The 22672-nt window shown below is 62.2% G+C and carries 22 protein-coding genes; 14 read left to right on the top strand and 8 right to left on the bottom strand.

Annotation, left to right across the window (positions count from 1 at the left end):
* The first annotated feature begins 1 nt into the window (after position 1).
* From F7R11_RS06485 to F7R11_RS06465, 5 genes are all read left to right on the top strand, one after another.
* Positions 2-637 (top strand): riboflavin synthase, encoded by a 636-nt coding sequence (locus F7R11_RS06485; RefSeq protein WP_064802060.1) that lies wholly within the window; start codon positions 2-4, stop codon positions 635-637.
* A 117-nt stretch (positions 638-754) separates the two neighbouring features.
* Positions 755-1885 (top strand): bifunctional 3,4-dihydroxy-2-butanone-4-phosphate synthase/GTP cyclohydrolase II, encoded by a 1131-nt coding sequence (gene ribBA, locus F7R11_RS06480; RefSeq protein WP_021195251.1) that lies wholly within the window; start codon positions 755-757, stop codon positions 1883-1885.
* 102 nt (positions 1886-1987) lie between these two features.
* The gene (ribH, locus tag F7R11_RS06475; RefSeq protein ID WP_021195252.1) at positions 1988-2482 is read left to right on the top strand and encodes a 6,7-dimethyl-8-ribityllumazine synthase; all 495 of its coding nucleotides are present in this window, start codon (positions 1988-1990) and stop codon (positions 2480-2482) included.
* A 29-nt stretch (positions 2483-2511) separates the two neighbouring features.
* Positions 2512-2979, top strand: a complete 468-nt coding sequence (nusB, locus tag F7R11_RS06470; RefSeq protein ID WP_039597640.1) for a transcription antitermination factor NusB — start codon at positions 2512-2514, stop codon at positions 2977-2979.
* A gap of 48 nt (positions 2980-3027) precedes the next feature.
* Positions 3028-4212, top strand: coding sequence for a pyridoxal phosphate-dependent aminotransferase (locus F7R11_RS06465; protein WP_064802058.1), 1185 nt, complete (start codon positions 3028-3030; stop codon positions 4210-4212).
* A gap of 92 nt (positions 4213-4304) precedes the next feature.
* Here F7R11_RS06465 and F7R11_RS06460 read toward each other — a convergent pair whose 3' ends face one another.
* On the bottom strand, positions 4305-5495 hold the full coding sequence (locus F7R11_RS06460; RefSeq protein ID WP_064802057.1) for a lytic transglycosylase domain-containing protein: 1191 nt from the start codon (positions 5493-5495) through the stop codon (positions 4305-4307).
* A 538-nt stretch (positions 5496-6033) separates the two neighbouring features.
* Between F7R11_RS06460 and ubiD the strand changes: the two genes are divergently transcribed.
* The 6 genes from ubiD to F7R11_RS06430 all read left to right on the top strand — a co-directional run bounded on the left by ubiD (position 6034) and on the right by F7R11_RS06430 (position 13861).
* Complete coding sequence (gene ubiD, locus F7R11_RS06455; protein WP_031329456.1) at positions 6034-7545, top strand: 4-hydroxy-3-polyprenylbenzoate decarboxylase; 1512 nt, start codon at positions 6034-6036, stop codon at positions 7543-7545.
* Positions 7546-7668: 123 nt separating this feature from the next.
* Positions 7669-9177 (top strand): NAD-dependent succinate-semialdehyde dehydrogenase, encoded by a 1509-nt coding sequence (locus F7R11_RS06450; protein ID WP_064802055.1) that lies wholly within the window; start codon positions 7669-7671, stop codon positions 9175-9177.
* A 77-nt stretch (positions 9178-9254) separates the two neighbouring features.
* Positions 9255-11309 carry an acetoacetate--CoA ligase gene (locus F7R11_RS06445; protein WP_064802053.1) on the top strand — a complete coding sequence of 685 codons (2055 nt, stop codon included), beginning with the start codon at positions 9255-9257 and terminating at the stop codon, positions 11307-11309.
* A 128-nt stretch (positions 11310-11437) separates the two neighbouring features.
* Entirely contained in the window at positions 11438-12193 is a 756-nt protein-coding gene (locus F7R11_RS06440; RefSeq protein ID WP_064802051.1) for a hypothetical protein, read from the top strand.
* A gap of 128 nt (positions 12194-12321) precedes the next feature.
* On the top strand, positions 12322-13173 hold the full coding sequence (locus F7R11_RS06435; RefSeq protein WP_151180515.1) for a hypothetical protein: 852 nt from the start codon (positions 12322-12324) through the stop codon (positions 13171-13173).
* A 91-nt stretch (positions 13174-13264) separates the two neighbouring features.
* The gene (locus F7R11_RS06430) at positions 13265-13861 is read left to right on the top strand and encodes a ParB-like protein (protein ID WP_064802047.1); all 597 of its coding nucleotides are present in this window, start codon (positions 13265-13267) and stop codon (positions 13859-13861) included.
* Between the two features lie 59 nt (positions 13862-13920).
* On the opposite strand, the gene F7R11_RS06425 is transcribed toward F7R11_RS06430, so the two are convergent.
* Together F7R11_RS06425 and F7R11_RS06420 are read right to left on the bottom strand one after the other, a co-directional pair.
* Entirely contained in the window at positions 13921-15126 is a 1206-nt protein-coding gene (locus tag F7R11_RS06425) for an aromatic amino acid transaminase (RefSeq protein WP_064802045.1), read from the bottom strand.
* Positions 15127-15159: 33 nt separating this feature from the next.
* Complete coding sequence (locus tag F7R11_RS06420; RefSeq protein WP_082932785.1) at positions 15160-16086, bottom strand: DMT family transporter; 927 nt, start codon at positions 16084-16086, stop codon at positions 15160-15162.
* A gap of 125 nt (positions 16087-16211) precedes the next feature.
* Here F7R11_RS06420 and F7R11_RS06415 point away from each other — a divergent pair, with 125 nt between their 5' ends.
* The 3 genes from F7R11_RS06415 to F7R11_RS06405 all read left to right on the top strand — a co-directional run bounded on the left by F7R11_RS06415 (position 16212) and on the right by F7R11_RS06405 (position 18532).
* Positions 16212-16718 carry an Lrp/AsnC family transcriptional regulator gene (locus F7R11_RS06415; protein WP_021195264.1) on the top strand — a complete coding sequence of 169 codons (507 nt, stop codon included), beginning with the start codon at positions 16212-16214 and terminating at the stop codon, positions 16716-16718.
* A gap of 124 nt (positions 16719-16842) precedes the next feature.
* The gene (locus tag F7R11_RS06410) at positions 16843-17619 is read left to right on the top strand and encodes a TylF/MycF/NovP-related O-methyltransferase (RefSeq protein ID WP_167317169.1); all 777 of its coding nucleotides are present in this window, start codon (positions 16843-16845) and stop codon (positions 17617-17619) included.
* 16 nt (positions 17620-17635) lie between these two features.
* The gene (locus F7R11_RS06405) at positions 17636-18532 is read left to right on the top strand and encodes a phytanoyl-CoA dioxygenase family protein (protein WP_151180514.1); all 897 of its coding nucleotides are present in this window, start codon (positions 17636-17638) and stop codon (positions 18530-18532) included.
* 361 nt (positions 18533-18893) lie between these two features.
* Here the strand turns inward: F7R11_RS06405 and F7R11_RS06400 are convergent, their stop codons facing one another.
* The 5 genes from F7R11_RS06400 to F7R11_RS06380 all read right to left on the bottom strand — a co-directional run bounded on the left by F7R11_RS06400 (position 18894) and on the right by F7R11_RS06380 (position 22665).
* Entirely contained in the window at positions 18894-19886 is a 993-nt protein-coding gene (locus F7R11_RS06400; RefSeq protein ID WP_064802041.1) for an aromatic ring-hydroxylating oxygenase subunit alpha, read from the bottom strand.
* Positions 19887-19996: 110 nt separating this feature from the next.
* Positions 19997-20626 carry an acetyltransferase gene (locus F7R11_RS06395; RefSeq protein WP_082932783.1) on the bottom strand — a complete coding sequence of 210 codons (630 nt, stop codon included), beginning with the start codon at positions 20624-20626 and terminating at the stop codon, positions 19997-19999.
* Complete coding sequence (locus F7R11_RS06390; RefSeq protein ID WP_390624362.1) at positions 20626-21390, bottom strand: SDR family NAD(P)-dependent oxidoreductase; 765 nt, start codon at positions 21388-21390, stop codon at positions 20626-20628. The genes F7R11_RS06395 and F7R11_RS06390 overlap by 1 nt, the downstream gene beginning before the upstream one ends.
* Entirely contained in the window at positions 21383-22447 is a 1065-nt protein-coding gene (locus tag F7R11_RS06385) for a ketoacyl-ACP synthase III (protein ID WP_064802036.1), read from the bottom strand. Before F7R11_RS06385 ends, F7R11_RS06390 begins: the two co-directional genes overlap by 8 nt.
* Positions 22444-22665: an acyl carrier protein gene (locus tag F7R11_RS06380; protein WP_064802035.1), complete on the bottom strand. Its 222-nt coding sequence runs from the start codon at positions 22663-22665 to the stop codon at positions 22444-22446. The genes F7R11_RS06385 and F7R11_RS06380 overlap by 4 nt, the downstream gene beginning before the upstream one ends.
* Positions 22666-22672: the final 7 nt, after the last annotated feature.

The raw sequence follows: 22672 nt of genomic DNA, 5'->3' as shown, positions 1-22672 counted from the left end.
TATGTTTACTGGAATCGTCGCCGCAGTTGGCCGCATTGAAACCGTGACGCCCCTTGGCTCCAACGCAGATGCGGGCGTACGCCTGTCCATCGACTCGGGCGGCCTGCCACTGGCCGACGTTGCTCTGGGCGATTCGATCGCCATCCAGGGCGCATGCATGACGGTCGTCGCCAAGACCGACACCCAGTTCGACGTGGATGTCTCCCGCGAATCGCTGTCGAAAACCGTCGGCCTGGAGCACCCGGGCGAGGTGAATCTGGAGAAGGCGCTGCGCCTGGCCGACCACATCGGTGGGCACCTCGTATCGGGCCATGTGGACGGTCTGGGTACCGTCACGCATTTCGCACCGGTCAACGAATCGCACGAGCTGCGCGTGCGTGCCGCGCCAGCGCTGGGCAAATATCTGGCCTACAAGGGCTCGGTGGTGGTCAATGGCGTATCGCTCACCGTCAACAGCGTGCGCGACGATGCCGACGGCTGCGAGTTCTCGATCAACCTGATCCCGCACACAGTGGCCGTGACCACGCTCAAGCACTTGAAGGCCGGTAGCCAGGTCAACCTGGAAATTGACCTGATCGCCCGCTATGTCGAGCGCATGCTGAGCCACACCACACTCGCCCAGCCCACGACCGTTTAAACCCCGAGAGCCGAGGATCGCCTCGGCCACCTTGGCGTACAATAGCGGGCTTCCCATTTACGCAGTCGCAGGGCCACCAAACGGGGGTGACCAGCGGCGCGCTTCCCTTGCTACGCCATGTCGATCGCCACAGTCGAAGAAATCATTGCCGAAATCCGCGCCGGCCGCATGGTCATCCTGGTCGACGAGGAAGACCGTGAGAACGAAGGCGACCTGATCCTGGCGGCCGATTTCGTCACACCGGAAGCCATCAACTTCATGGTCACGCATGCGCGCGGCCTGGTGTGCCTGACGCTCACCGAAGAGCACTGCGACCAGCTCGATCTACCGATGATGGCGAGCCGCAACGGTACGCAGTTCGGCACGAACTTCACCGTGTCGATCGAAGCGGCCGAAGGGGTGACGACCGGCATTTCCGCCGCCGACCGCGCCCGTACCATCCAGGTGGCCGCAGCCAAGAACGCCAAGCCGGCAGACCTGGTGAATCCGGGCCACATCTTCCCGCTGCGTGCCCGCAAGGGTGGCGTGCTGATGCGCGCCGGTCACACCGAAGCCGGTTGCGACCTGACCGCGATGGCTGGCCTGACACCGGCCGGCGTGATCTGCGAGATTCTGAAAGACGACGGCACCATGGCCCGCCTGCCGGATCTGGTGGAGTTTGCCAAGAAGCACGGCCTGAAGATCGGCACGATTGCCGACCTGATCCAATACCGCAGCCGCACCGAGAGCATCGTCGAGCGCGTGGGTGAACGCGCGATGGAAACCCAGTTCGGTACCTTCCGCGCCGTCGCATTCCGCGACCGCGCCGCCGGCCATGCCCACTTGGCACTGGTCAAGGGTGACCCGACACCGGGTACCGAGACGCTGGTGCGCGTGCACGAGCCGCTGTCGGTGCTGGATTTGCTCGAATGCCAGCGCACCACACACTCGTGGAGCGTGCCGGCTGCCTTGCGCGCCGTGCAGGCCGCCCCGACCGGCGTGGTCGTGCTGCTCAATTGCGGCGATTCGCCGGACCGCCTGTTCACCCAGTTCACCGCGTTGGATGCCCCGCACGAGCGCCCACGCAGCAAACCCGATCCACGCATCTACGGTATTGGCGCGCAGATCCTCAAGGATGTGGGTGTCGGCAAGATGCGTGTGCTGGCTTCGCCACTCAAGCTGCCGAGCATGACCGGCTACGATCTGGAAGTGACGGCCTATCAATCGATGGCCGACATACCGGATGCAACGACGGCGGCCACGCACTGATGCTTTCCTGCGGCAGCTCCGGCTGCCGCGCTGGTTTTCTCCTTTTCGCTTTCTTCTCAATTTCTGACGTTGCCTGACGGGCAACCCCAACCGGAACACACCATGGAACACGGCTTCTACCCGACCAATCTCGACGGCGAAGGTCTGCGCATCGGCATCGTTCAGGCACGCTTTAACGAACCCGTGTGCGAAGCGCTGCGCGAAGCCTGCGTCGCTGAACTTGAACAGCTCGGCGTGGCCGGCGAAGACGTGCTGCTGGTAACCGTGCCGGGCGCGCTGGAAGCCCCGCTGGCACTGCAGAAGATGGCCGAATCGGGCCAGTTCGACGCACTGATCGCACTGGGCGCCGTGATCCGCGGCGAGACGTACCACTTCGAGCTGGTGTCCAACGAATCCGCCGCCGGCATCACGCGCGTTGGCCTGGACTTCAACATCGCCATCGCCAACGGCATCCTGACCACCGACACCGACGCCCAGGCCCACGCCCGTACCCGCGAAAAGGGCCGCGACTGCGCCCGTGCCGCCGTTGAAATGGCCAACCTGACCAGCGACCTCGACGGTCTGCAGGATCACGGCCAAGACGAAGAGAACGAATAAGCGCGGCTGTTCGCGCAAAGGCTTTTCCCATGACGCAAGACAATTCCCAGGCCAAGACCAAGGCCCCCGCCAAGAGCGCGCGCCGCCGTGCGCGCGAGCTGGCGCTGCAGGGCCTGTACCAATGGCTGCTCAACCGCAACGACCCGGGTGTGGTCGAGGCGCATCTGCAAGATGCACAAGGCTTCAACAAGGCCGACCGTGCGCACTTCGATGCGCTGCTGCACGGTGCGATCCGTGAAGAAACCACGCTGACGGAAAGTTTCACGCCGTTCCTCGACCGCCCGGTTGCCGAGCTGTCGCCGGTGGAGCGCGCGGCACTGCTGGTCGGCGCGTACGAACTCGTGCACTGCGTCGACATCCCGTACAAGGTTGTGATCAACGAGGCGGTGGAACTGACCAAGACCTTCGGCGGTGTGGAAGGCTACAAGTACGTCAACGGCGTGCTGGACAAGCTGGCCGCTCAGGTGCGTGCTGTTGAGGTTGCTGCCCGCCGGTAAATCTGGCGTTTGCTGTTCGCTGTACCCCTTTAGCTTCTTCGCTTCAAGATGGACGCCCACCGCCTGCAGACAGCCGCCCGGCTGGCCAATATCCGCGCTTTTCACGTGATGGAGCTGGCCAAGCAGGCCCGCGAGCTGGAACTGGCGGGGCGCAGCATCATCCACATGGGCATCGGCGAGCCGGATTTCACCGCCGCCGAGCCCGTCGTGCAGGCCGCCGCCGATGCCATGCGGCGCGGTGTGACGCAATACACCGGCGCGCTGGGCATCCGCCCGCTGCGCGAGGCCATCGCCCGCTACTACCAGACCACCTACGGCCTAAACATTGCGCCCGAGCGCATCATCGTCACGGCCGGCGCGTCGGCAGCGCTGCTGCTGGCATGTGCGGTGCTGGTGGAAATTGGCGGCGAGGTGCTGATGCCCGACCCGAGCTACCCGTGCAACCGGCATTTCGTTGCCGCCTTCAATGGCGTGGCGAAGCTGATTCCATCGGGGCCGGAACAGCGCTTTCAATTGACCACTGAGCAGGTAGAAACCAATTGGGGGGCGCGCACGCAGGGTGTGCTGCTGGCCTCACCGTCCAACCCGACTGGTACGTCGATCCTGCCAGACGAGCTGCAGCGCATCGTACAGACGGTGCGTGCACGCGGCGGTTTCTCGATCGTCGACGAAATCTACCAGGGCCTGTCGTACGACCAGGCGCCGGTCTCTGCACTATCGTTCGGCGACGATGTCGTCACGATCAATAGCTTTTCGAAGTATTTCAACATGACCGGCTGGCGCCTCGGCTGGCTGGTGGCGCCTGCCGAACTGGTACCCGAGTTCGAGAAGGTCGCGCAGAACCTGTTCATCTGTGCGTCGGCCGTGGCACAGCACGCGGCGCTGGCGTGCTTCGAACCCGAAGCGCTGGCCATCTACGACAGTCGCAAGGCCGAATTCCGCCGCCGCCGCGATTTCATCGTGCCGGCACTGGAGTCGCTCGGCTTCAAGGTGCCGGTCAAGCCGGATGGCGCGTTCTATGTCTACGCCGACTGCCGTGGCGTGAACCATCCGCATGCGGCGGATGCAGATGCCCTCACCCAATCGATGCTGCAAGAAGCGGGCGTCGTACTCGTTCCGGGGCTGGATTTCGGGCCATACACGGCGCGCCACTACATCCGCCTGTCCTACGCCACGGCGATGGATCATCTTGAGGAAGCCGTCACGCGACTTGGCAAGCTGTTCGGGCGCTAAGCCACCGGCTCCGGACACCCAAGCAAAAAGGCCGCCCCGAAGGACGGCCTTTTTTTCACCCTCTTATATATAGAGGGCGGAGCGTCTGCCGATCAGGCTTGGCCCTGCAACTTGTTGTCCAGACGCGCTTCTTCCTGCTGTCCGGCAACCGGTTGCTTGTCGGCAGGCTTCACAGCCTGTGCCTTCGCATCGGCCTGAGCCACAGGCGTCGCTGCCGCGACCGGCTTGGCCGACTCACGCTCGGACGCCATGGTCACCGGCGACTTGTGGCCCGTCGCCACCATGCGCAAACGCGAACGTTCTGCCAGCACCTTGCTACCGTAGCCGCCATCACCTTGCGTCACGGCGCCAACGTACAGCTTCAGGCCGCCTTCGATCGAACCACCGCGGGCGATGCAATCCTTCAGCACCAGCGCACCGACCTTGATGTTGGCGTACGGGTTGAGCGCAGCGTTCACGCCACCCATCACCTCATACTTATCCTGGTGGACCTTGGTCATCACCTGCATCAGGCCCTGCGCACCCATGCCGCTTTCGGCAAACGGGTTGAAGCTGGACTCAATGGCCATCACGCCCAGGATCAGCAGCGGGTCGATGCCGACTTCCTTGCCTGTTTGATAGGCCGCCTTCACCAGTTGACCGGTAGCGGTGGCCGCCACGCGATACTTGCGGGCGATGTACTCAGCCACGGCGGCCTGCTCACGCGGCGTACCGGCAGTCGCCGACTCACGCGCGTCGCGAGCGACCTGCGTGTTCGGAATCTGCGCAGCCAGCTCAGCCACGGAAGGCACCTTGGACAGCGAATCCCAACCCGCAGCCGCCACCGTGCCACCCGTTTGGGTAGGCGCAGCAGACGCCACAGCCTGGGCGGCGCCCATGCCGGCCGACGGTGCGGTCGGTGCAAATGCGACCGGCTCAACACCAGCCGAGACGGCGGGCGGCGTAGCCGAAGCCACGTTGGTGTCCGCACCCGGTGTGAAATGCAGCACGCGTTGAGCGACCATGGCACGCCACTCGCCATTGAGCGAGAGCGCGACCGCAGCCACAACGGCCAGCACGCCGACGCTGTTCAGCACGACATGCCCGCTGCGGAACACCAGCAGGACGCCAGGATGCAACTCATTGCGGGACGCGGCGGCGCTCCCTGCGTTCAATTCCATGCGCAGCTTACGAGGCAGCGCAATTTGGCCAGCACGCGCGAGGCGGCGGCCGACCGGGGTGACGAGCCGGCGTTGCAGCGCCGAACCGATCCCGGAAGAATGAAGGGTTTTCCAACCGTTCATACTTACCTCCGTCCGCTGCGCTGATTCGGTAGGCGCCTTTCTTTTGCATGGCGCCGTGCGTTTCGAATCGCAACGGTTTTTAGTAAGGATGCCGCGCTGTTGCAGTCAGCCGGCATCTGTTGGGGGCACTCCCCGTGTGCCCAGACAAAAGCGAGGCGCGTCCTTGGGGAGGTCACGTCTCGCAGCGATGCTGAAGTGCTCTGGTGTCGCCCCTCATACGAATGAGAGCAGGGCGAAGGCAATAGCCGAAAACATGTTGCAACGCAACAATTACCAGATCGGAATGGATTGTAGGAAGCGCGTTATGCCAAGTCAATCATAAAGAATACGTTTTTCATATCAAAAAGTTATGATGAAGCCCCCATTGTTGGGACTAGCTGACCCGCGGTTCGTTCTGTCATCAGGGTGCCGCGAAGTTTTGGCCGTACAATCCCGGCCACCTCGCCTACACCAAAAAAATCGTGCTGAGCCGGCCGTCTGACCGCCCCGCGATGTGCGCAATAGGTGCCCTACCCCTTACCTTTAGTTACAAAAATCCATGCAATACAGGGACTTACGTGACTTCCTCACCCAACTGGAGCGCGCCGGTGAGCTGCGCCGGGTGCGCCAACCGGTCTCGCCGCGGCTGGAAATGACCGAAGTCTGCGATCGTCTGCTGCGTGCCGAGGGCCCAGCGGTGCTCTTCGAACAGCCGGTGGACGGCACGCGCAAGTACGACATACCTGTGCTCGCCAACCTGTTTGGCACAACGCGCCGCGTGGCGCTGGGCATGGGCGCCGAGTCGCTCGACGAACTGCGCGACGTGGGTCGTCTGCTCTCTGCATTGAAGGAACCCGAGCCGCCGCGTGGCCTGCGCGAGGCCGGCAAGCTGTGGACGATGGCCAAGGCCGTGTGGGACATGGCCCCGCGCAAGGTGTCGTCGCCGGCATGCCAGGAGATCGTGTGGGAGGGCAATGACGTCGACCTCTCGCGCATTCCCGTGCAGACGTGCTGGCCGGGCGATGCAGCACCGCTCGTCACGTGGGGGCTGGTCATCACGCGCGGGCCGCACAAGAAGCGGCAGAACCTGGGCATCTATCGCCAGCAGGTGATCAACCGCAATCAGGTCATCATGCGCTGGCTGGCGCACCGGGGCGGCGCGCTGGATTTCCGCGAGCACGCCATCGCCAATCCGGGCCAGCCGTTTCCGATTGCCGTGGCGCTGGGCGCGGACCCGGCCACGATCCTCGGCGCGGTGACGCCGGTGCCGGATACGCTCTCTGAGTACCAATTCGCGGGCTTGCTGCGCGGCAGCAGAACGGAACTCGCGACGTGCCTCACACCATCCTTGGCGCAGGCGCAACTGCAGGTACCGGCCGGCGCAGAAATCGTCCTCGAAGGCCACATCCAGCCGGACCCGACGCACCCGAGTGGCTATCAGCACGCGCTCGAAGGCCCGTTCGGCGATCACACTGGCTATTACAACGAGCAAGACTGGTTCCCGGTCTTCACGGTCGAGCGCATCACCATGCGGCGCGACCCGATCTATCACTCCACGTATACAGGCAAGCCGCCCGATGAGCCGGCCGTGCTGGGCGTGGCACTCAACGAAGTGTTCGTGCCGCTGCTGCAGAAGCAGTTTCCGGAGATTGCGGATTTCTACCTGCCGCCCGAAGGCTGCAGCTATCGCATGGCGCTGGTCAGCATGAAGAAGCAGTACGCCGGCCACGCCAAGCGCGTGATGTTTGGCGTGTGGAGCTTCCTGCGGCAGTTCATGTATACGAAGTTCATCGTGGTGGTGGACGACGACGTGAACCTGCGCGACTGGAAGGAAGTGATCTGGGCGATCACCACCCGAGTCGACCCGGCGCGCGACACGGTGATGGTCGAGAACACGCCGATCGACTACCTCGACTTCGCCTCGCCGGTGTCGGGCCTGGGCTCCAAGATGGGCATCGACGCCACCAATAAGTGGCCCGGCGAAACCACACGCGAATGGGGTCAGCCCATCGTCATGGATGCCGCCGTCAAGGCCAAGGTCGACACCATGTGGGACACGCTCTTCCAATAGCCACAAGGCTTGGCGGCTCAGTCTGCGAGCGAACGGTCGTTCGGTTATTCTTAGCGAGTTAAGCGACTGCTGCATCTAAAAGGCAGGCCTCCCGGTCTGCCTTCTTTCCTTTCGGAGACCGCCATGGCCGAAGCACTCGACTCCCACACCACCGCCAACGCGCTGGAACGCATCAAAGATCGCACCCTCGTCAAGACGCAGTCCTATGTGGACGGCACCTGGGTAGGCGCAGCGGACGGCGCTACCTTCGCCGTTCACGACCCGGCCACTAACGCGCACCTGGCTGACGTCGCTAATCTGGGCCACGCCGAAACGCTGCGGGCCATCGACGCCGCCAACGCGGCATGGCTGGCCTGGCGCGAACTGACCGGCAAGGATCGCGCAATCATCCTGCGCCGTTGGTTCGACTTGCTCATCGCCAACGCCGACGACCTCGCTGCGCTGATGACCGCCGAGCAAGGCAAGCCGCTGGCCGAAGCCAAGGGCGAAATCGTCTACGGCGCGTCGTTCATCGAATGGTTTGCCGAAGAAGCCAAGCGCGTCTCGGGCGACGTGATGGCCAGCACCTGGCGCGACAAGCGCATGGTGGTGCTCAAACAGCCGGTGGGCGTGTGTGCGTCCATTACGCCGTGGAACTTCCCGCTGGCGATGATCACCCGTAAAGTGGCGCCGGCATTGGCGGCGGGCTGCACCATCGTCATCAAGCCGGCCGAGCAGACACCGCTGTCTGCACTGGCGATGGCCGAACTGGCGCACCGCGCGGGCATTCCCAAGGGCGTGGTCAATGTGGTGACGGGCGATGCCGACCGTTCAATCGCCATCGGTAAAGCGCTGTGCGAATCGCCGATCGTGCGGCATCTGTCGTTCACGGGGTCGACGCCGGTGGGCCGCATCCTGATGCAACAGTGCTCGCCGACGGTGAAGAAGGTGGCGCTGGAGCTGGGTGGCCACGCGCCGTTCATCGTGTTTGACGATGCGGACATCGATGCCGCCGTCGAAGGCGCAGTGCAATCGAAGTACCGCAACGCGGGCCAGACCTGCGTGTGTACGAACCGCTTCTACGTGCACGCCTCGGTGTACGACGCGTTTGTCGAAAAGCTCTCGGCCAAGGTCAAAGGCATCAAGGTCGGCAATGGGTTCGACACCGGCGTGGTGCAGGGCCCGCTGATCGACGACCAGGCCGTGGAGAAGGTGCAACGCCACATCAACGACGCCACGCAGAAAGGCGCGCGCCTGACCGCCGGTGGCAAGCTGATGCAGGGCTTCGGCTCGCAGCGCTTTGTGGAGCCGACCGTGCTGGCCGACGCCACGCCCGACATGCTGATCGCACGCGAAGAGACTTTCGGGCCCGTCTCCGCCATCTTCAAATTCCAGGACGAAGCGGAAGTCGTGCGCCTGGCCAACGACACCGAATTCGGCCTCGCCTCGTACTTCTTCAGCCGCGACATCGGCCGCATCTGGCGCGTGGCTGAGCAGCTCGAATACGGCATGGTCGGCATCAATACCGGGCTGATCTCGAACGAGGTGGCGCCGTTCGGCGGCATCAAGCAATCGGGCCTCGGCCGTGAAGGTTCGGTCTACGGCATCGACGAATACCTCGAACTCAAATACCTGTGCATGGGCGGCATCTAAGCCGCAAACCCACACGGCCGACCCGCCGCATAGATAGAGCGGGCGGCCTCCCCCTTGCCTAGCGGCGGAGGAGACACATGAGCACCATCCAGGAAGGCGCCCTGCTGTGGACGCCATCGGCTGACTTCATTGCGCGCTCGCGCCTGACGCATTACCTCGACTGGCTCGCGCGCGAACGCGGGCTGCACTTCTCTGCCAACACGCCCGAGGGCTACGCCAAGCTCTGGGAGTGGTCCACCACCGAACTCGAAGCGTTCTGGACTTCCGTCTGGGACTACCTCGACCTGCGCGCCTCCACGCCCTTCACCAAGATGCTCGGCGACCGCACGATGCCTGGCGCGCAATGGCTGGTGGGCGCCAAGCTCAACTACGTCGATCAGGTGATGCGGCACGTGGAAGAAGGCGGCAGCCCCGACCGCACCGCCATCCGCTACGCGAGCGAGACCAAACCCCTGGCAGACCTGTCGTGGCGCGAGCTGCGCCAGCGCGTCGCTTCGCTGGCCGATGCCTTGCGCAAGATGGGCGTGGAGCCCGGCGACCGCGTGGCCGCGTACCTGTCGAACACGCCGGACGCGATCATCGCGTTTCTCGCTACGGCCAGCGTGGGGGCGATCTGGTCCGTCTGCGCGCCCGATATGGGCCAGGTGGCCGTCACCGATCGCTTCCGGCAGATCGAGCCCAAGGTGCTGATCGCGGTGGATGGCTATCACTATGGTGGCCGCGCGTTCGACCGTTTCGACGTGGTCGCAGAGATGGTCGCTGCGCTGCCGACCGTCGAACACCTCGTCCTCGTGCCGCAACTGCTCGGCGACATCAACCGCGCACGCTTCCCGCAAGCCAAGGACTGGCGCGACCTCACAAGCAACGACGTGCCGCTCGTCATCACTCCCGTGGCGGCCGACCACCCACTGTGGATTCTGTATTCGTCCGGCACCACCGGCATGCCCAAGCCCATCGTGCACGGCCACGGCGGCCTGCTGCTGGTGCAAACGATGATGGGCGCGCTGCACCTCGACCTCGGCCCCAACGACGTCTACCACTGGTACAGCAGCACCGGCTGGGTCATGTGGAATTCGCAGGCGAGCGGGCTGCTCGGTGGCGTCACGCTCGCGATCTACGACGGCAATCCCGGCACGCCCGATCTCAATACGCTGTGGCGCTTCGCCCAGGATGCGGGCGTAACGTTCTTTGGCGCCGGTGCGGCGTTCTTCGCCAATTGCCTGAAGGCCGGCATCGAACCCGGGCGGGATTTTGATCTATCGAAACTACGCGCAATCGGCTCGACCGGCTCGCCGCTCTCGGCCGAGGCGTACGACTGGATCTACTGCCACGTGAAGGCCGACGTCTGGCTCAACCCGATTTCCGGCGGCACCGACTTTGCCGGCTGCTTTGTGGGTGGCGTGGCCACCCTGCCCGTCTATGCGGGTGAAATGCAATGCCGCAACCTCGGCTCGCGCGTGGAAGCGCTGGACGAAGCCGGCCAACCGCTCATTGATGCCGTGGGCGAACTGGTCTGCACTGCGCCCATCCCATCGATGCCGCTCTTCTTCTGGGGCGACACCGACGGCAGCCGCTACCGCGACAGCTACTTCGACATGTACCCCGGCCAGTGGCGCCACGGCGACTGGATCAAGATCACCCCGCGCGGCGGCGCCATCATCTATGGCCGCTCGGATGCGACCATCAACCGCCACGGCATCCGCATGGGCACCGCCGAGCTGTACCGCGTGGTGGAGGATCTGCCCGAAGTGCTCGACAGCTTGGTCGTTGATCTGGAGTTTCTCGGGCGCGAGTCGTTCATGCCGCTGTTCGTCATTCTGCGCGAAGGGTCCGTGCTGGACGATGCGCTGCGCGCCACGATCAATGCCCGCATCAAGGCTGGGCTGTCGGCGCGGCACGTGCCCAACGTCATCGTGCAGGCACCGGGGGTGCCGCGCACGCTGTCCGGCAAGAAGATGGAGGTGCCGATCAAGAAGCTGTTGCTGGGCGCCCCGCCCGAGCGCATTGCCAACCCCGACGCCATGGCCAATCCGGACGTGCTGGCGTGGTATGTGAGCTACGCCCGCACGCTGGCCGCACAAAACAGCACCCCTGGAGAAGCCGCGCCAGCGCTGGAATCCTGGCGGAGCTAGACCAATCGTTCGCCTCGGGTTTAACAATCTCCGCCAATCGTACGATGGCATCGCTCGAAAGTGCTGACTAACGTACAGCTTGCACCGGCACACAAGAGGCCGGGCTTGCTGCTTAACGGGGAGTCAACATGCTTGCTACGACGAGCGTCCTGATCAAGACGGAGGACGGGCGCGAGGCCCTGGCCGCGCACCGCCATGACATGCAGATGCGCCAGCGGCATCTGCTCATCCTCATCGATGGTGCCCGCACGGTCGGGCAACTGCACCAGTTGCTGGGCGACTGGGCCGATCTGGATGAACTGCTTGCGGGGCTGCAACTGGCTGGGATGGTCGACGTGCTGCCCGGCATCGCGCGGGAAGACGTGCCCGCCCCAGCGGTACCCGTTGATGCCTTCGACCCCATCGCCTACTTCAACCGCCCGCTGCTGGACGATGACGCCGAACACGGGCACGGCGCCCTATCGTCCATATCGTCCATATCGCCCATCTACGACGAACTACCGCCGCTGACCGGCATGACACTCGGCCTGCAAGCCGTAGCCGCACCCGTTGACGTGCCAGCGGCCAACGAGCCGCGTCTCGCACCCGTTGCGCCTCCCAAAGCGCTGCCCTCGCTCGCGCCAACAGTTCAGACGCCCATTTCGCCCGAGTTGGCCGACGTGCTGCCCAACGTGGTCAAGGTAGAGCTGATGCGATTGGCGGTCATCCATTTCGGCTCGGCCGCTGGGGCTGCCATGCCGCTGCTGCGCGCCTGCCGGGAAGACACGGAATCGCTGTGCCACGTGATTGCCGACTGCGCCAAGGCCGCCACACCCATGGCTGGCGAACTTGCCGCGGCAAGGTTTGTCGATGCGGCCATGCAGGCGATGGCGCGACGGCAGTAGCCTTCCTCACAACGGAGGATCGCCGCTCAAAACGGCCAGCGCTACGATCCGCAAGGTCTGGATGCGCACAGGAGGCCGCCATGCGTCGACGCCAGTTTCTTGTACTCGGGTGTGCAGCAGGCTTGGTCGTGGCCGGGCCCACCGCCGCGACCGACCTGATCGGCGATGCGCTCAATGGCTATTGGCTGGTCACCGTCATCGGTGAAGCCAAGGAGCGGTTGTTGCTGCTCGACGGCGCGGCATTGCAGGATGGCAAGCTCGTGGTCGGCAAGATGCGCTACGGGCTCGTAGAGGCAGCAGCCCTGTCTGACGTGCATGACGTTGCTGGCTTTGTCGAGGGTGACCATCTGCAGTTGGAGTTTTCATCTATCGTGAACTCCAGAATCCGTGTGGTGCTGACCGCCGGCGACACATCATTGCTAGGCGAGCTTCGCTATCCGAACGGCCGCACGGTCAATGTGCGCATGACACGCATCACTGCGGACGAAGCTGCCGCAACACAGGCCGCCGCACGAAAGATGCTCCAGGACGGCGCACAAGGCGTCCTCGGCAAAGGCAGCGTGGGTAGCTTCAGTGCCAGCGGAAAGCTGCAGGCGCGTGCCAACTCGCGCATCGCGCTGGTCTATGCAGGTGCGATCAATTGCCCTGCCTGCCGGGGCTACCAAGCCGAATACTTCGGCCGCATGGCAAAGATGAAGACCGCGCTGCCCGAGTTGGATCAGATCGACTATGTGCAGCTGAAGCTGGGCGGCTTCACAGCAAGAATCCGGCCCGAAGATCTGCCGCCCACGCTTGCATGGGCCGGCGGCGAGCGTCCGGATGGGCGCCGGATTCTGCTGAATCACGGCGTTCCGTTCTTCTTTGCAGCGATCGACGAACAGATCTGGGGGCAGGCACACGCGGTTTCCGGGCTTGAGGGCATCGTCCTGCCGCAGATCAGGCTCGCCCTCCAGGAACGGGCTCGCGCGCGGGCCACGTGAACGCGCGCTGAACACTACACGCGCCCTCGCTTGCTATGCTGCTGTGGGATGGCCGGCGTCGGGCGCCGGCAGCAACCATAGAGGAACCACCATGCCCAAGATCCACGAATCGCCCATCCACGACCTGCGCCCTACGCAACTCACCGTGGGCATGATCGAAGTCCAGGACAAGAAGAAGCATCTCCAGTCGCTTGCGCCCCAAGACCAGCAGGCCTTCATGCAGGCGCATCCGATTCCCGCTGTGCTCGGGCCAGGCAGCAAGTTGTACATCACGGATCACCACCACCTCGGGCGCGCCGCGCTGGAAGCCGGCGTGAGCATCGGCTACTTCGAGGTCGAAGCGGATCTATCCGATCACGCCATCGAGGATTTCTGGAAAGCCATGGACAAGAGCTGCTGGGTCCATCCTCTCGATGAGCATGGCGTGCGGCACTACTACGCGTCCGTTCCTGACAGCCTGGAGAAGCTGATCGACGATCCCTATCGATCGCTCGCCGGATACGTGCGCAATGCGGGCGGCTATGACAAGACGCCCACGGCGTTTGCAGAGTTCGTGTGGGCTGACTTCTTCCGCCGCAGCATTCCGGTTGAAGATCTGCACGGCGATTTCCAGACCGCTGTGCAGAACGCGGTCGCGCTGGCGCATAGCAAGCTGGCGAGCGGATTGCCGGGGTTCAAAGCGAAGTAACGGCGGCTACGCAACGCAACAGGGGCCGCGTCGATCGCGGCCCCTGCCTTTGATGCTGGTCACGCAGGCGTACCTGCCGTTTCAGAGGCCACGGCGACCAGCGCATCGGCCACCCGGCCGATCTGCTCCGGCGCCAGCCCTGCGATGTTGATGCGACCACCCTGGGTGCCATAGATGGCGTGATCCACGCGCAGGCGCTCCATGGCATCGGCATCCAGCGGCAGCATGGAAAACATGCCCTTGTGCCGCGACAGGTTCTGCAGCGCGGCAGGCGCTCCCAGGCTGGCCAGTGCGTCGTCAAGCCGACGCCGGTTGCCGACGATGCGCTGACGCATGTGCTCCAGCTCGTCGCGCCAGCACGCTGTCAGCGTGGCATCGGCAAGGATGGCGGCGACGATGGCGGCGCCGTGGTCCGGCGGCATCGAATAGTTGCTGCGCGTGATGCGCTCCAGCACACCGCCTACCGGTTGCAGCGTGGCCATGTTCTTGCCGATCACCATCGCAGCGCCGGTGCGCTCGCAATACAGTCCCATGCTCTTCGAGCAACTCGCCGCCACCAACACTGTGTCCAGCGCATCGACGAGTTGCCGCAAGCCCTGGGTGTCCGGCTCCAGGCCTTCAGCAAGCCCGAGATAGGCCATGTCGACCAGTGGCACCAGCCCCTGCTTCGCGCAGCGCTCCGCCACGGCCTGCCAAACCCCGAGCCCCATGTCGATGCCGGTCGGGTTGTGGCAGCAACCGTGCAGCAGCACGATATCGCCTGCACGGGCGGCGGCAAGATCCGCGAGAACGGCGTCAGCGTCGAGCACACCACCGTCGGCCTGCCAGCGGTAGCGTTCGACCATCAGTCCTGCCGCCCGCATGATGGGCACGTGGTTGACGTAGCCGGGGTCGGACACCCACACGCGCGCGCCGGGCGACGCCACGGCGATGAAGTCGGCCAGCAGTCGCAGTGCGCCGGTCCCGCCCACGGTCTGCATCGTGGTCTGGCGCGCCAGGCGCCCCGCGTCGTGCCCGAGCAGCAGGGCTGCCAGACCGGCGTTGAACTCGGTATTGCCCGCCAACCCGCGGTAGGCCTTGGAGGTCCCGGCAGCGGCCAAGCGCTCCTCTGCCATCTTCACAGCGGCCATGACCGGCGTCCGCCCGGTTTCATCGCGGTAGACGCCCACCACGAGATCGACCTTGTTGGGTCGTGGGTCAGCACGGAAAGCGGCAGTCAGCCCCCACAGCGGGTCCGGGGTAACAGTGGCAAGCGTCGTAAGCATGGGTGTGGTCTCCAGAAGAACGAGGCGATGCGCTTAAGCGCGGTTTGCGAGGATCACGCCTGCGGTGATCGCAGCAATGCCGCACACAACGGTCAGGGTCAGCGATTCACCAAGCAGGGGCACAGCCCCAAGGCACGCCAGCGCGGGCGCCATCGAGCCAATCGCGGAACAGCGCGGCGTATCCAGATGACGGATCGCGAGCGCATACGACACGCTGGAAATCACGCCAACCCCCAGGCCCTGGGCCAGCAGGAACGGCATGGCGCTGGTCATGGAGAACTGTCCAATGTGGCTGTCGACCACGCCCAGGCTCACCAGCAACACGAGCAGCACGAACGAAGGCACGCTCAGCAGCAGCGCACAACCGATGGCGTCGAGCCCGGCACGGCGCAGCCCCAGCGTGTAGCTGCCCCAGAGCAGGCTGGCCAGCAACAGCAGCGCGGCCCCGCCGACGAACGCACCGTGTGACGCATGCGTTTGCGACACCAGCAACAGCACCACGCCCGCGAGGATGATCGCGATGGCCCGCCCCCGCGCCGCGCCGATGCGCTGGCCATCCAGCGCGTAGGCGATCAGCGCTACCGACAACGGCGTGGTGCCCGCGATCAGCGCAGCCACGTGAGCGGCGGAGGTCACCTTGCCGCCGGCAGACGCCATGAAGAAGAACGGCAGGCCACCGCCCACCAGGACCATCAGCGCGCTAAGCGGCTTCACACGCCGCAGCATCGGCCAGCGTGACGGCAGAAACGGCAGCAGCAACAAGGTCGGCAGACCGAATCGGATGAGCGCCACATCGGCCGGTGCCAGCGGCGAGGCACCAATGGCGCGAATCGACAGCGCAAACCCAGCCCAGATCAGCACCGTCAGCACCATCGCCGCATACCCGATCAGCGGACTGGTTTGGGTGGCGTCCCGTCCAGCCAGACCACCCGTTCCTGCCGTCAATGTCGAACCGCGCATGTCGTCATCCTCGATTTCTGAATGACGACAGAATGCCCCAGCATAAAAAGTAGTATCTTGTTATTTCCGCCAATACTGCGGCTCAAATTGGCAGAGTCTGCCAATCCAGGATCTAGGAGAATCGCGTGGACAAGAAGGATAGGCAGATCATCGCCGCTCTCCAGAAGGAGGGCCGGTTGACCAATCAGGAGTTGTCGGAGCGGGTCAACCTGTCACCCTCCCCCTGCCTGCGACGGCTGCGGCTGCTGGAAGAGGCAGGCGTGATCCGTGGCTATACGGCCATCGTCGATGAAGAAGCGTACGGTCTGCCGGTGACGGCATTCGTGCATATCCGCCTGCAGCAGCACACGCGGGAGGTGGTCGCAACCTTCGAGAACCGCATCCGCGCCATCGATGCGATCCTGGACTGCTACGTGCTGACCGGAGAAGCGGACTACCTGCTGCGCGTGCTGGTGGAAAGCCTGCAGGACTACGAGCAATTCGTGCGCAGCCAACTGCATGCCATTCCGGGCATTGCCGCCATCGACACGAGCTTTGCCTATGGTGTAGTGAAGCGCTCGACCGTGTTTCCGGCGTGGGATGAGAACCGCAGGAGCGCTGGGCGGCGTCGTGAAACGCCACCAAGCCGATAGCCTTCTGCACCGGCTACGCACAGCCACCTCGTCAAGCTGCCTCAAGAATCCTGGGTGCGGACCGATACTACCGCTGCATCATGCGGCATCGCTGCATGCGCCCAGAAACCCAATGGACAGAACCATGGAACGAAAGAAGCCAGCACCTTGCCCCGACAACAACTTTGTCGAAGAGGCCATGTTCTCTCTGGTCGCAAGGCAGGTCGAAGACAAGAACCGCGACGCATTCCGATTCGGCGGTCTGCTGCGGTATGTCAACCGCCGCGCACTTGCCAAGCTCATCTGCCATTACGAGATCTACAAGCTGGTCAACGACCTGCCTGGCCATATCGTCGAATTTGGTGTCTTCAAAGGCGAATCGCTGCTCCGATTTGCGCAGTTCACTGAAATCTTTGCGCCCTACGACAGAAGCTTCGATGTCATCGGGTTCGACAACTTCGCTGGCTTTCCTGATTTTCATGAGAAGGACGGCGCACGCAAGGCCATCAACGACAAGGTCGAAGGCGGATGGTCTTCTGCCCAGTATCGCGAAGAACTCTTGGATCTGATCAACGTCTTCGACCATGACCGGTTTGCCCCGCACAAGCCGCGGATCAAACTCATCGAAGGCGACATCCGGCAAACCGTCCCGCAGTATGCGAGCGACAACCCGGGCACCAAGATCAAGCTCCTTCACCTGGACGCTGATCTGTATGAGCCCACCAAGGTTGGCCTGGAGCACCTGTGGGATCGACTGGTCAGAGGCGGCGTCCTACTGCTGGATGAATACGGCTTCGATGTCTTCCCCGGTGAAGCCTCTGCCGTGGACGAGTTCTTCAGGGCGCGTGGGATTGCGCCGAAGATTCAGAAATTCCCGTTCTCCGATAACCCGGGCGGTTACATCGTCAAAGAGACCTACTGAGCCGCGCGCGAAGAAAATGCCCCAGACCATGACAACGGGTTCACTGGCCGAAGAGGGATGGGAACGGGTCGTCCCAACCGACACCCTGCAAAGCGACATCGAAGCGCTGTTCTTCGATATCTGCAACTACCTGTTGGTGCTGGTGAAGGATGACACGCGGTTTGACAGCACGCCCCAACGCCTGCTGCGGGAGGCCATCATCAATCGGGACGCGATCACGGCGGAGCGCCATCTCCAACAGGTGATGCTGGAAATCAACGCCAAGGATCGCAAGCTGCTAGGCCGGGTCTATGACATTGGGACCCGACCGATGCGGCTCATGTCGGGCATGCGCCTGTTCTTCAACCCGCAGATTCAGCAGATCGCGGAACGCTTCTTCGGCAAGCCCGAAGACCCTTCCATTCTGGTCCGCCCTTACAACGGCGAGACCCTGCATGTATTTCCCCCGGGCGAGGAAAACTACCGGTACAACCTCCCCATCCATCAAGACTTCCCCTATCTGCTGCAGAGCGAAAAACAGCTCACGTTCTGGCTCAACCTCACCAACAATCTGAACGGCGAGGCTGGCGGCGTCCGCATCTACCCGCGCACGCACAAGCTGGGGTTGCCAAAGACAACGAAGAACGCGTTTGGCCATTACGAGGTCGTCACCGAACACTATCCAGAGTTCGATCAGAACGATTACGTGGAATCGGAATCTGGGTTGTTCGAGCTCTACGCGATCGACTCCCTGACCTGGCACAGCTCCCTGCCGAGCATTGCCAAGGACAGCACGCGCCTGACCTATATCTTTCGCATCTCCGACATTGGCGCGCAGGATCGCGTGCCCTATGGTGCCGACCGCTCAAATCCCAAAGGGAAGAGCTTTGAGGATCTGTATCCCGAGTTTTATATCGAGCTGGTGACGCAGTAACTTCGCCAAGGATCGAAATAGGTTAGCAGGAGAGTTACGTCGCTCGCCCACGCCGAACGGTGTAGTGCCGCACTTGACCGATCGGACGCGCTCTTTGTGATACGAGGCTACCGGCATATCTGTGGAGGAGCGATGGCAACTGGAAGCCAAGACACGACTAGCAGCCCCGCGGGGAAACGCGCGAAGAGTCTTACTAAGCGACTACTCTGGGCGCTGTCTTTCATTGCCGCATTTGCAGCCTCACGTGTTGCAACGCAATGGTACTCTGATGATCAGAGACTAAAGACTGCGTCGGGTAGCCGGATGGTGGGGGGACTGCGAGATAAAGCAGTCGGCACCCCAACTGACCCTAGCGAGAAAATCAGGATGCTGCGATTGACGCCCGGAAGTGTCGGATCTTCTCTTCGTTGTCCGCCAGAATGGTGTGCGTATCAATCGCTTCACTAGGTACTCTGCGGCAGATCTCATGGTCCTCCTCGAATACCTGCCGATTTACAGCAGCCGTAGACTGGAAGAATACGTCTGCGAGTGCTTGTTTGCCCGGCAACGAAGGCGCCGTCAACAAACGGCTTGAGAAATGAGTGAGATTCGCGGCTGAAGCGGGAAAGAAATTTTGGAGCGAATAGGAGAACCCATAGGTCGATGACAGCATTGCATATGGGAAAACATACAAACTCAAGTAACCTTCATACTGAAAGTCCACAGAAAAAAGCCGACTCATTGACTTGAGGCGCTTGTCCAACCTCGCATCACCCAATTCGGCTCGCCAGACCGAGTTCAAACCATGGAAAGTGTTCGCACCATCAGTCAAACGCAATGCGCCCAACGACTCCGGATGAATCAGGTCGATGTGGTAGGGTTCTAGCGCGTTCTCGAGAGCGATCCGCCAATTACATTGATAATCGTACTGGCTGAAATCGAAACGGCCGGCAATGTTGAAGGAGATATCTTCCAAAAGAGGCATTACCTCACCCAACTGCTCGGGCAACGACATTTTTGGCTCGATGCCAATGAATAGGAAATCGCCCGCCCAGTCCATCTGAAAAGCATTCAAGCGTGCAGAAGAAAGATCACAAGGCTTAAATCTGTCTGGATTTGGCACGTGAACCTTGCCGCCTCGATAGCTCCATCCGTGATAAGGACAATGCGCGGGCGCGTTGCCACTCTCATCAACAAAGAAACGCGTTCCTCTGTGCGGGCAGAGATTGTCAAAAGCGACAAGATCACCACCGTCGTTGAAAACCACGACGTCGCCGGCGGCCCATTTCAACTTGAGATAGTCATTGTTGGCCGGCAGCTCGCGTCGGTGTGCCACCAAATGCCAGTACTGGCGGGAAAGTTTGTTCTCTAGCACGGCGTCTCCGTGGCGAAATGTATTCGATTGCCGCCCAGAATAGGCAGCTCTGCCAACGAGGCGTCCATAAAAGAGCGTGCCCACGGATCAGACAGGGCACGCGGCGCCGGCTACATCTTCTTGGAAGGCGAAGTGTAGAGGGTCATGCCATCAGGAAGGCGACGCATGGCGATGGCACCCGCCCCAACCGTACACCGAGTGCCAACCGTCACCTTTGGCATAACGCGTGCACCAGAGCCTAGGAAACAGGCGTCGCCCAGTGTGGCGAACCCCATTATGTCTACGTGAGCGCTAAGCGTGCCATATTGCCCGACACACGCATCATGACCGACTGAAGAACAAGCATTGATCGTCACGAAATCCCCCACCTGGGCATCGGCCGAAACGAGTGATTGTGGGCAAACAATTACCCCTTCGCCCAATCTGGCAGTTGCGGCAATCACTGAGCTAGGATGAATGATGGTCGCGAATTTTCCGCCCCGGGTACGCAGTTGTTCCACGAGTGCACATTTCGTAGCCGGGCTTCCCACCGCCAGCACAAGCTCGACATCCTCGGAATGCTGGTATTCCTGTGGTGTCCCCAGATAAGGGACACCATAGTTGAAACCATCGAGGCACGCGGGATTGCTATCAAGAACACCAACAACATCCCCTTGTCCCTCTCCTGCCACAATCTGGCGGATCCACGAGATGACTTCGCGACCGAATCCGCCGCCCCCCACGATCACATATCGTTTCATCAGCGCACCGTAAATCCGCCGTCTACAACCATCGTCGTGCCGGTAATCCAACGTGCGGCTGGCGAGAGCAGAAATACTGCGGCTGAAGCCACATCTTCCGGACGCCCGAAACCAAGCAGATGCTTTGCCTCGTAAGCCTCCATAGCTGCCGAGGGAAGTGTGTTCGCAAGACGACCATGCATTGCTGTCTCAACCGCACCGGCAGCAATGCTGTTCACTCGGATGCCGCGAGGTGCCAACTCGACAGCTAGCGAACGCATCATGCCGTCCACGGCGGCCTTGGCTGCAGAATATGCCGTCATGCCAGACTGCCCACGCAATCCAGCCGCGGAAGACATGATCACGAAGGCCCCGCCCTCTTCCCGCACAACCCCTTTCAATGAGAGCGCACGAGCAATCCCGAAAGCGGAGAAAACACTCGACGCGAACATTTTGTCGAGGCTCGAGCGCTTCGTCATCTTGATAGGAAGCAGCAGTTCAAGACCTGCACCATGAAACACCCCGTCAACACCACCGGCCGCAACCGCAGCCTCTTTGACCGCGTCCGCCGTAGTATCAGCGTCTTGGAAATCGACGACAACGGGCGTGTGAGGCGCATCTGTACCCAACATCGCCACAGTTTCACGCGTACGGGCCTCATCTCGCCCCATCACTACCAGCGACGCGCCACACGCAGCCAAGGCCACTGCAGTCGCCCGACCGATACCCGATGATCCACCGGTAATCAAATAACGCTTCCCAACAAGTGCTTGGTGATCAAACAGCATCGTAGAACTCAATTTCATTGCAAGAGAGTGGCCCAACGTCCATCAAAGCAGAACCCCACGAATAGCCCACACCAAACCCAGCCATTAACAACGTCATGCGTGACGCAGCAAGTTGCTCGCTTAGATTGGTGGTCATGAGCAGCGGAATCGACGCGCAACTCGTATTGCCATATTGGTCGATGTTGGTATGAAACTTCTCTGCGGAAATCTTTGATTTGCGCGCGAGGTGCTTCAGCATGAACTCGTTTGCTTGGTGATACAGGAAACCATCAACGTCATCGATTGCGCGTCCAGCAAACGACAACGTATCGGCGGTCAAAGGCGGTACCGAGCGCAACGTGAAGTTGAATATCTCTCCTCCATCCATGAAGAGACATGTCGGGTCGCGACCCTCAAGCCGCTCATCATGAGCCTCACTCTTCCGATATGCGCCTTGGGGAATCATGAGGTTGGTCGCGCCGCGACCATCGGTGCCCAAGACAAATACGCTCGAACCTGCATGCTCGTCGAACTCGACCGCGGTTGCGGTACCTGCGTCGCCAAAAAGCATCGCGGTAGCGCGATCCGAAGGCGATACTGTTCGACTGATCGTGTCGCCCGCCAACAGCAACACTCTGCGCGAACCTCCTTTGATAAGGCTAGATGCCAACCACAGACCGTAGGTGTAGCCGGAGCACCCCAAGTTGACATCAAACGCTGCGCAAGCGGTGCCCAAACCCAGACGCCCTTGTAATACGCAAGCCGTCGCGGGAAGCCGATAGTCAGGCGTCTGAGAAACAAAAATCAAGGCATCGACCGTCGATTTATCCCAGCTCAACCGCGCCAGCAACTTATCCGCCGCTTGAAAACACAAATCCGCGGCTGTCACCCCTTCTTCGACCCAGTAGCGCCTGCGCACACCGATCATCTTGACGACGTCGCGAACCGACTCCTCACCGAACTCTGCTTCGAAACGTTGATTGTCAATCTCACGGCGCGGCAACACGGATGCCACGCCACGAATGGCGACACCGTCAAGACGATGAGCGCGGCCAGACGCTACCCGATTACTCATGCCGTAGCTCGAGTGATCAGCGCTTCAATATCGGCAACCGTAGCGCACTTGCCCAGCGCCGCACCGTCCAGCGTGACGTCGAACAGCTCATCCACGATCGCGATGGTCGACACCACAGCAAGCGAATCCCAACCATGATCATGCAGCGACAGTTGCGGGCCAACGGCCGAGGGATCAATCTCTAAAATTTCGGCCAGTTCTGCGTATAGCTTTTCCAATTTTCTC

The sequence above is a fragment of the Ralstonia insidiosa genome (assembly GCF_008801405.1).
GTDB lineage: Bacteria > Pseudomonadota > Gammaproteobacteria > Burkholderiales > Burkholderiaceae > Ralstonia > Ralstonia insidiosa.
The sequence above is the reverse complement of the archived record's forward strand: the minus strand, read 5'-3'. Positions and strand labels throughout refer to the sequence as shown.

What these genes read in the sequence shown, in the direction of transcription:
- ribBA (WP_021195251.1), top strand. Translation starts at nt 755, where the DNA reads ATGTCGATCGCCACAGTCGAAGAAATCATTGCCGAAATCCGCGCCGGC.
- F7R11_RS06420 (WP_082932785.1), bottom strand. Translation starts at nt 16,086, where the DNA reads ATGCGCGGTTCGACATTGACGGCAGGAACGGGTGGTCTGGCTGGACGG.
- ribH (WP_021195252.1), top strand. Translation starts at nt 1,988, where the DNA reads ATGGAACACGGCTTCTACCCGACCAATCTCGACGGCGAAGGTCTGCGC.
- F7R11_RS06440 (WP_064802051.1), top strand. Translation starts at nt 11,438, where the DNA reads ATGCTTGCTACGACGAGCGTCCTGATCAAGACGGAGGACGGGCGCGAG.
- F7R11_RS06450 (WP_064802055.1), top strand. Translation starts at nt 7,669, where the DNA reads ATGGCCGAAGCACTCGACTCCCACACCACCGCCAACGCGCTGGAACGC.
- F7R11_RS06460 (WP_064802057.1), bottom strand. Translation starts at nt 5,495, where the DNA reads ATGAACGGTTGGAAAACCCTTCATTCTTCCGGGATCGGTTCGGCGCTG.
- nusB (WP_039597640.1), top strand. Translation starts at nt 2,512, where the DNA reads ATGACGCAAGACAATTCCCAGGCCAAGACCAAGGCCCCCGCCAAGAGC.
- F7R11_RS06405 (WP_151180514.1), top strand. Translation starts at nt 17,636, where the DNA reads ATGCCCCAGACCATGACAACGGGTTCACTGGCCGAAGAGGGATGGGAA.
- F7R11_RS06410 (WP_167317169.1), top strand. Translation starts at nt 16,843, where the DNA reads ATGGAACGAAAGAAGCCAGCACCTTGCCCCGACAACAACTTTGTCGAA.
- F7R11_RS06485 (WP_064802060.1), top strand. Translation starts at nt 2, where the DNA reads ATGTTTACTGGAATCGTCGCCGCAGTTGGCCGCATTGAAACCGTGACG.
- F7R11_RS06465 (WP_064802058.1), top strand. Translation starts at nt 3,028, where the DNA reads ATGGACGCCCACCGCCTGCAGACAGCCGCCCGGCTGGCCAATATCCGC.
- F7R11_RS06425 (WP_064802045.1), bottom strand. Translation starts at nt 15,126, where the DNA reads ATGCTTACGACGCTTGCCACTGTTACCCCGGACCCGCTGTGGGGGCTG.
- F7R11_RS06385 (WP_064802036.1), bottom strand. Translation starts at nt 22,447, where the DNA reads ATGAGTAATCGGGTAGCGTCTGGCCGCGCTCATCGTCTTGACGGTGTC.
- F7R11_RS06430 (WP_064802047.1), top strand. Translation starts at nt 13,265, where the DNA reads ATGCCCAAGATCCACGAATCGCCCATCCACGACCTGCGCCCTACGCAA.
- ubiD (WP_031329456.1), top strand. Translation starts at nt 6,034, where the DNA reads ATGCAATACAGGGACTTACGTGACTTCCTCACCCAACTGGAGCGCGCC.
- F7R11_RS06395 (WP_082932783.1), bottom strand. Translation starts at nt 20,626, where the DNA reads ATGAAACGATATGTGATCGTGGGGGGCGGCGGATTCGGTCGCGAAGTC.
- F7R11_RS06445 (WP_064802053.1), top strand. Translation starts at nt 9,255, where the DNA reads ATGAGCACCATCCAGGAAGGCGCCCTGCTGTGGACGCCATCGGCTGAC.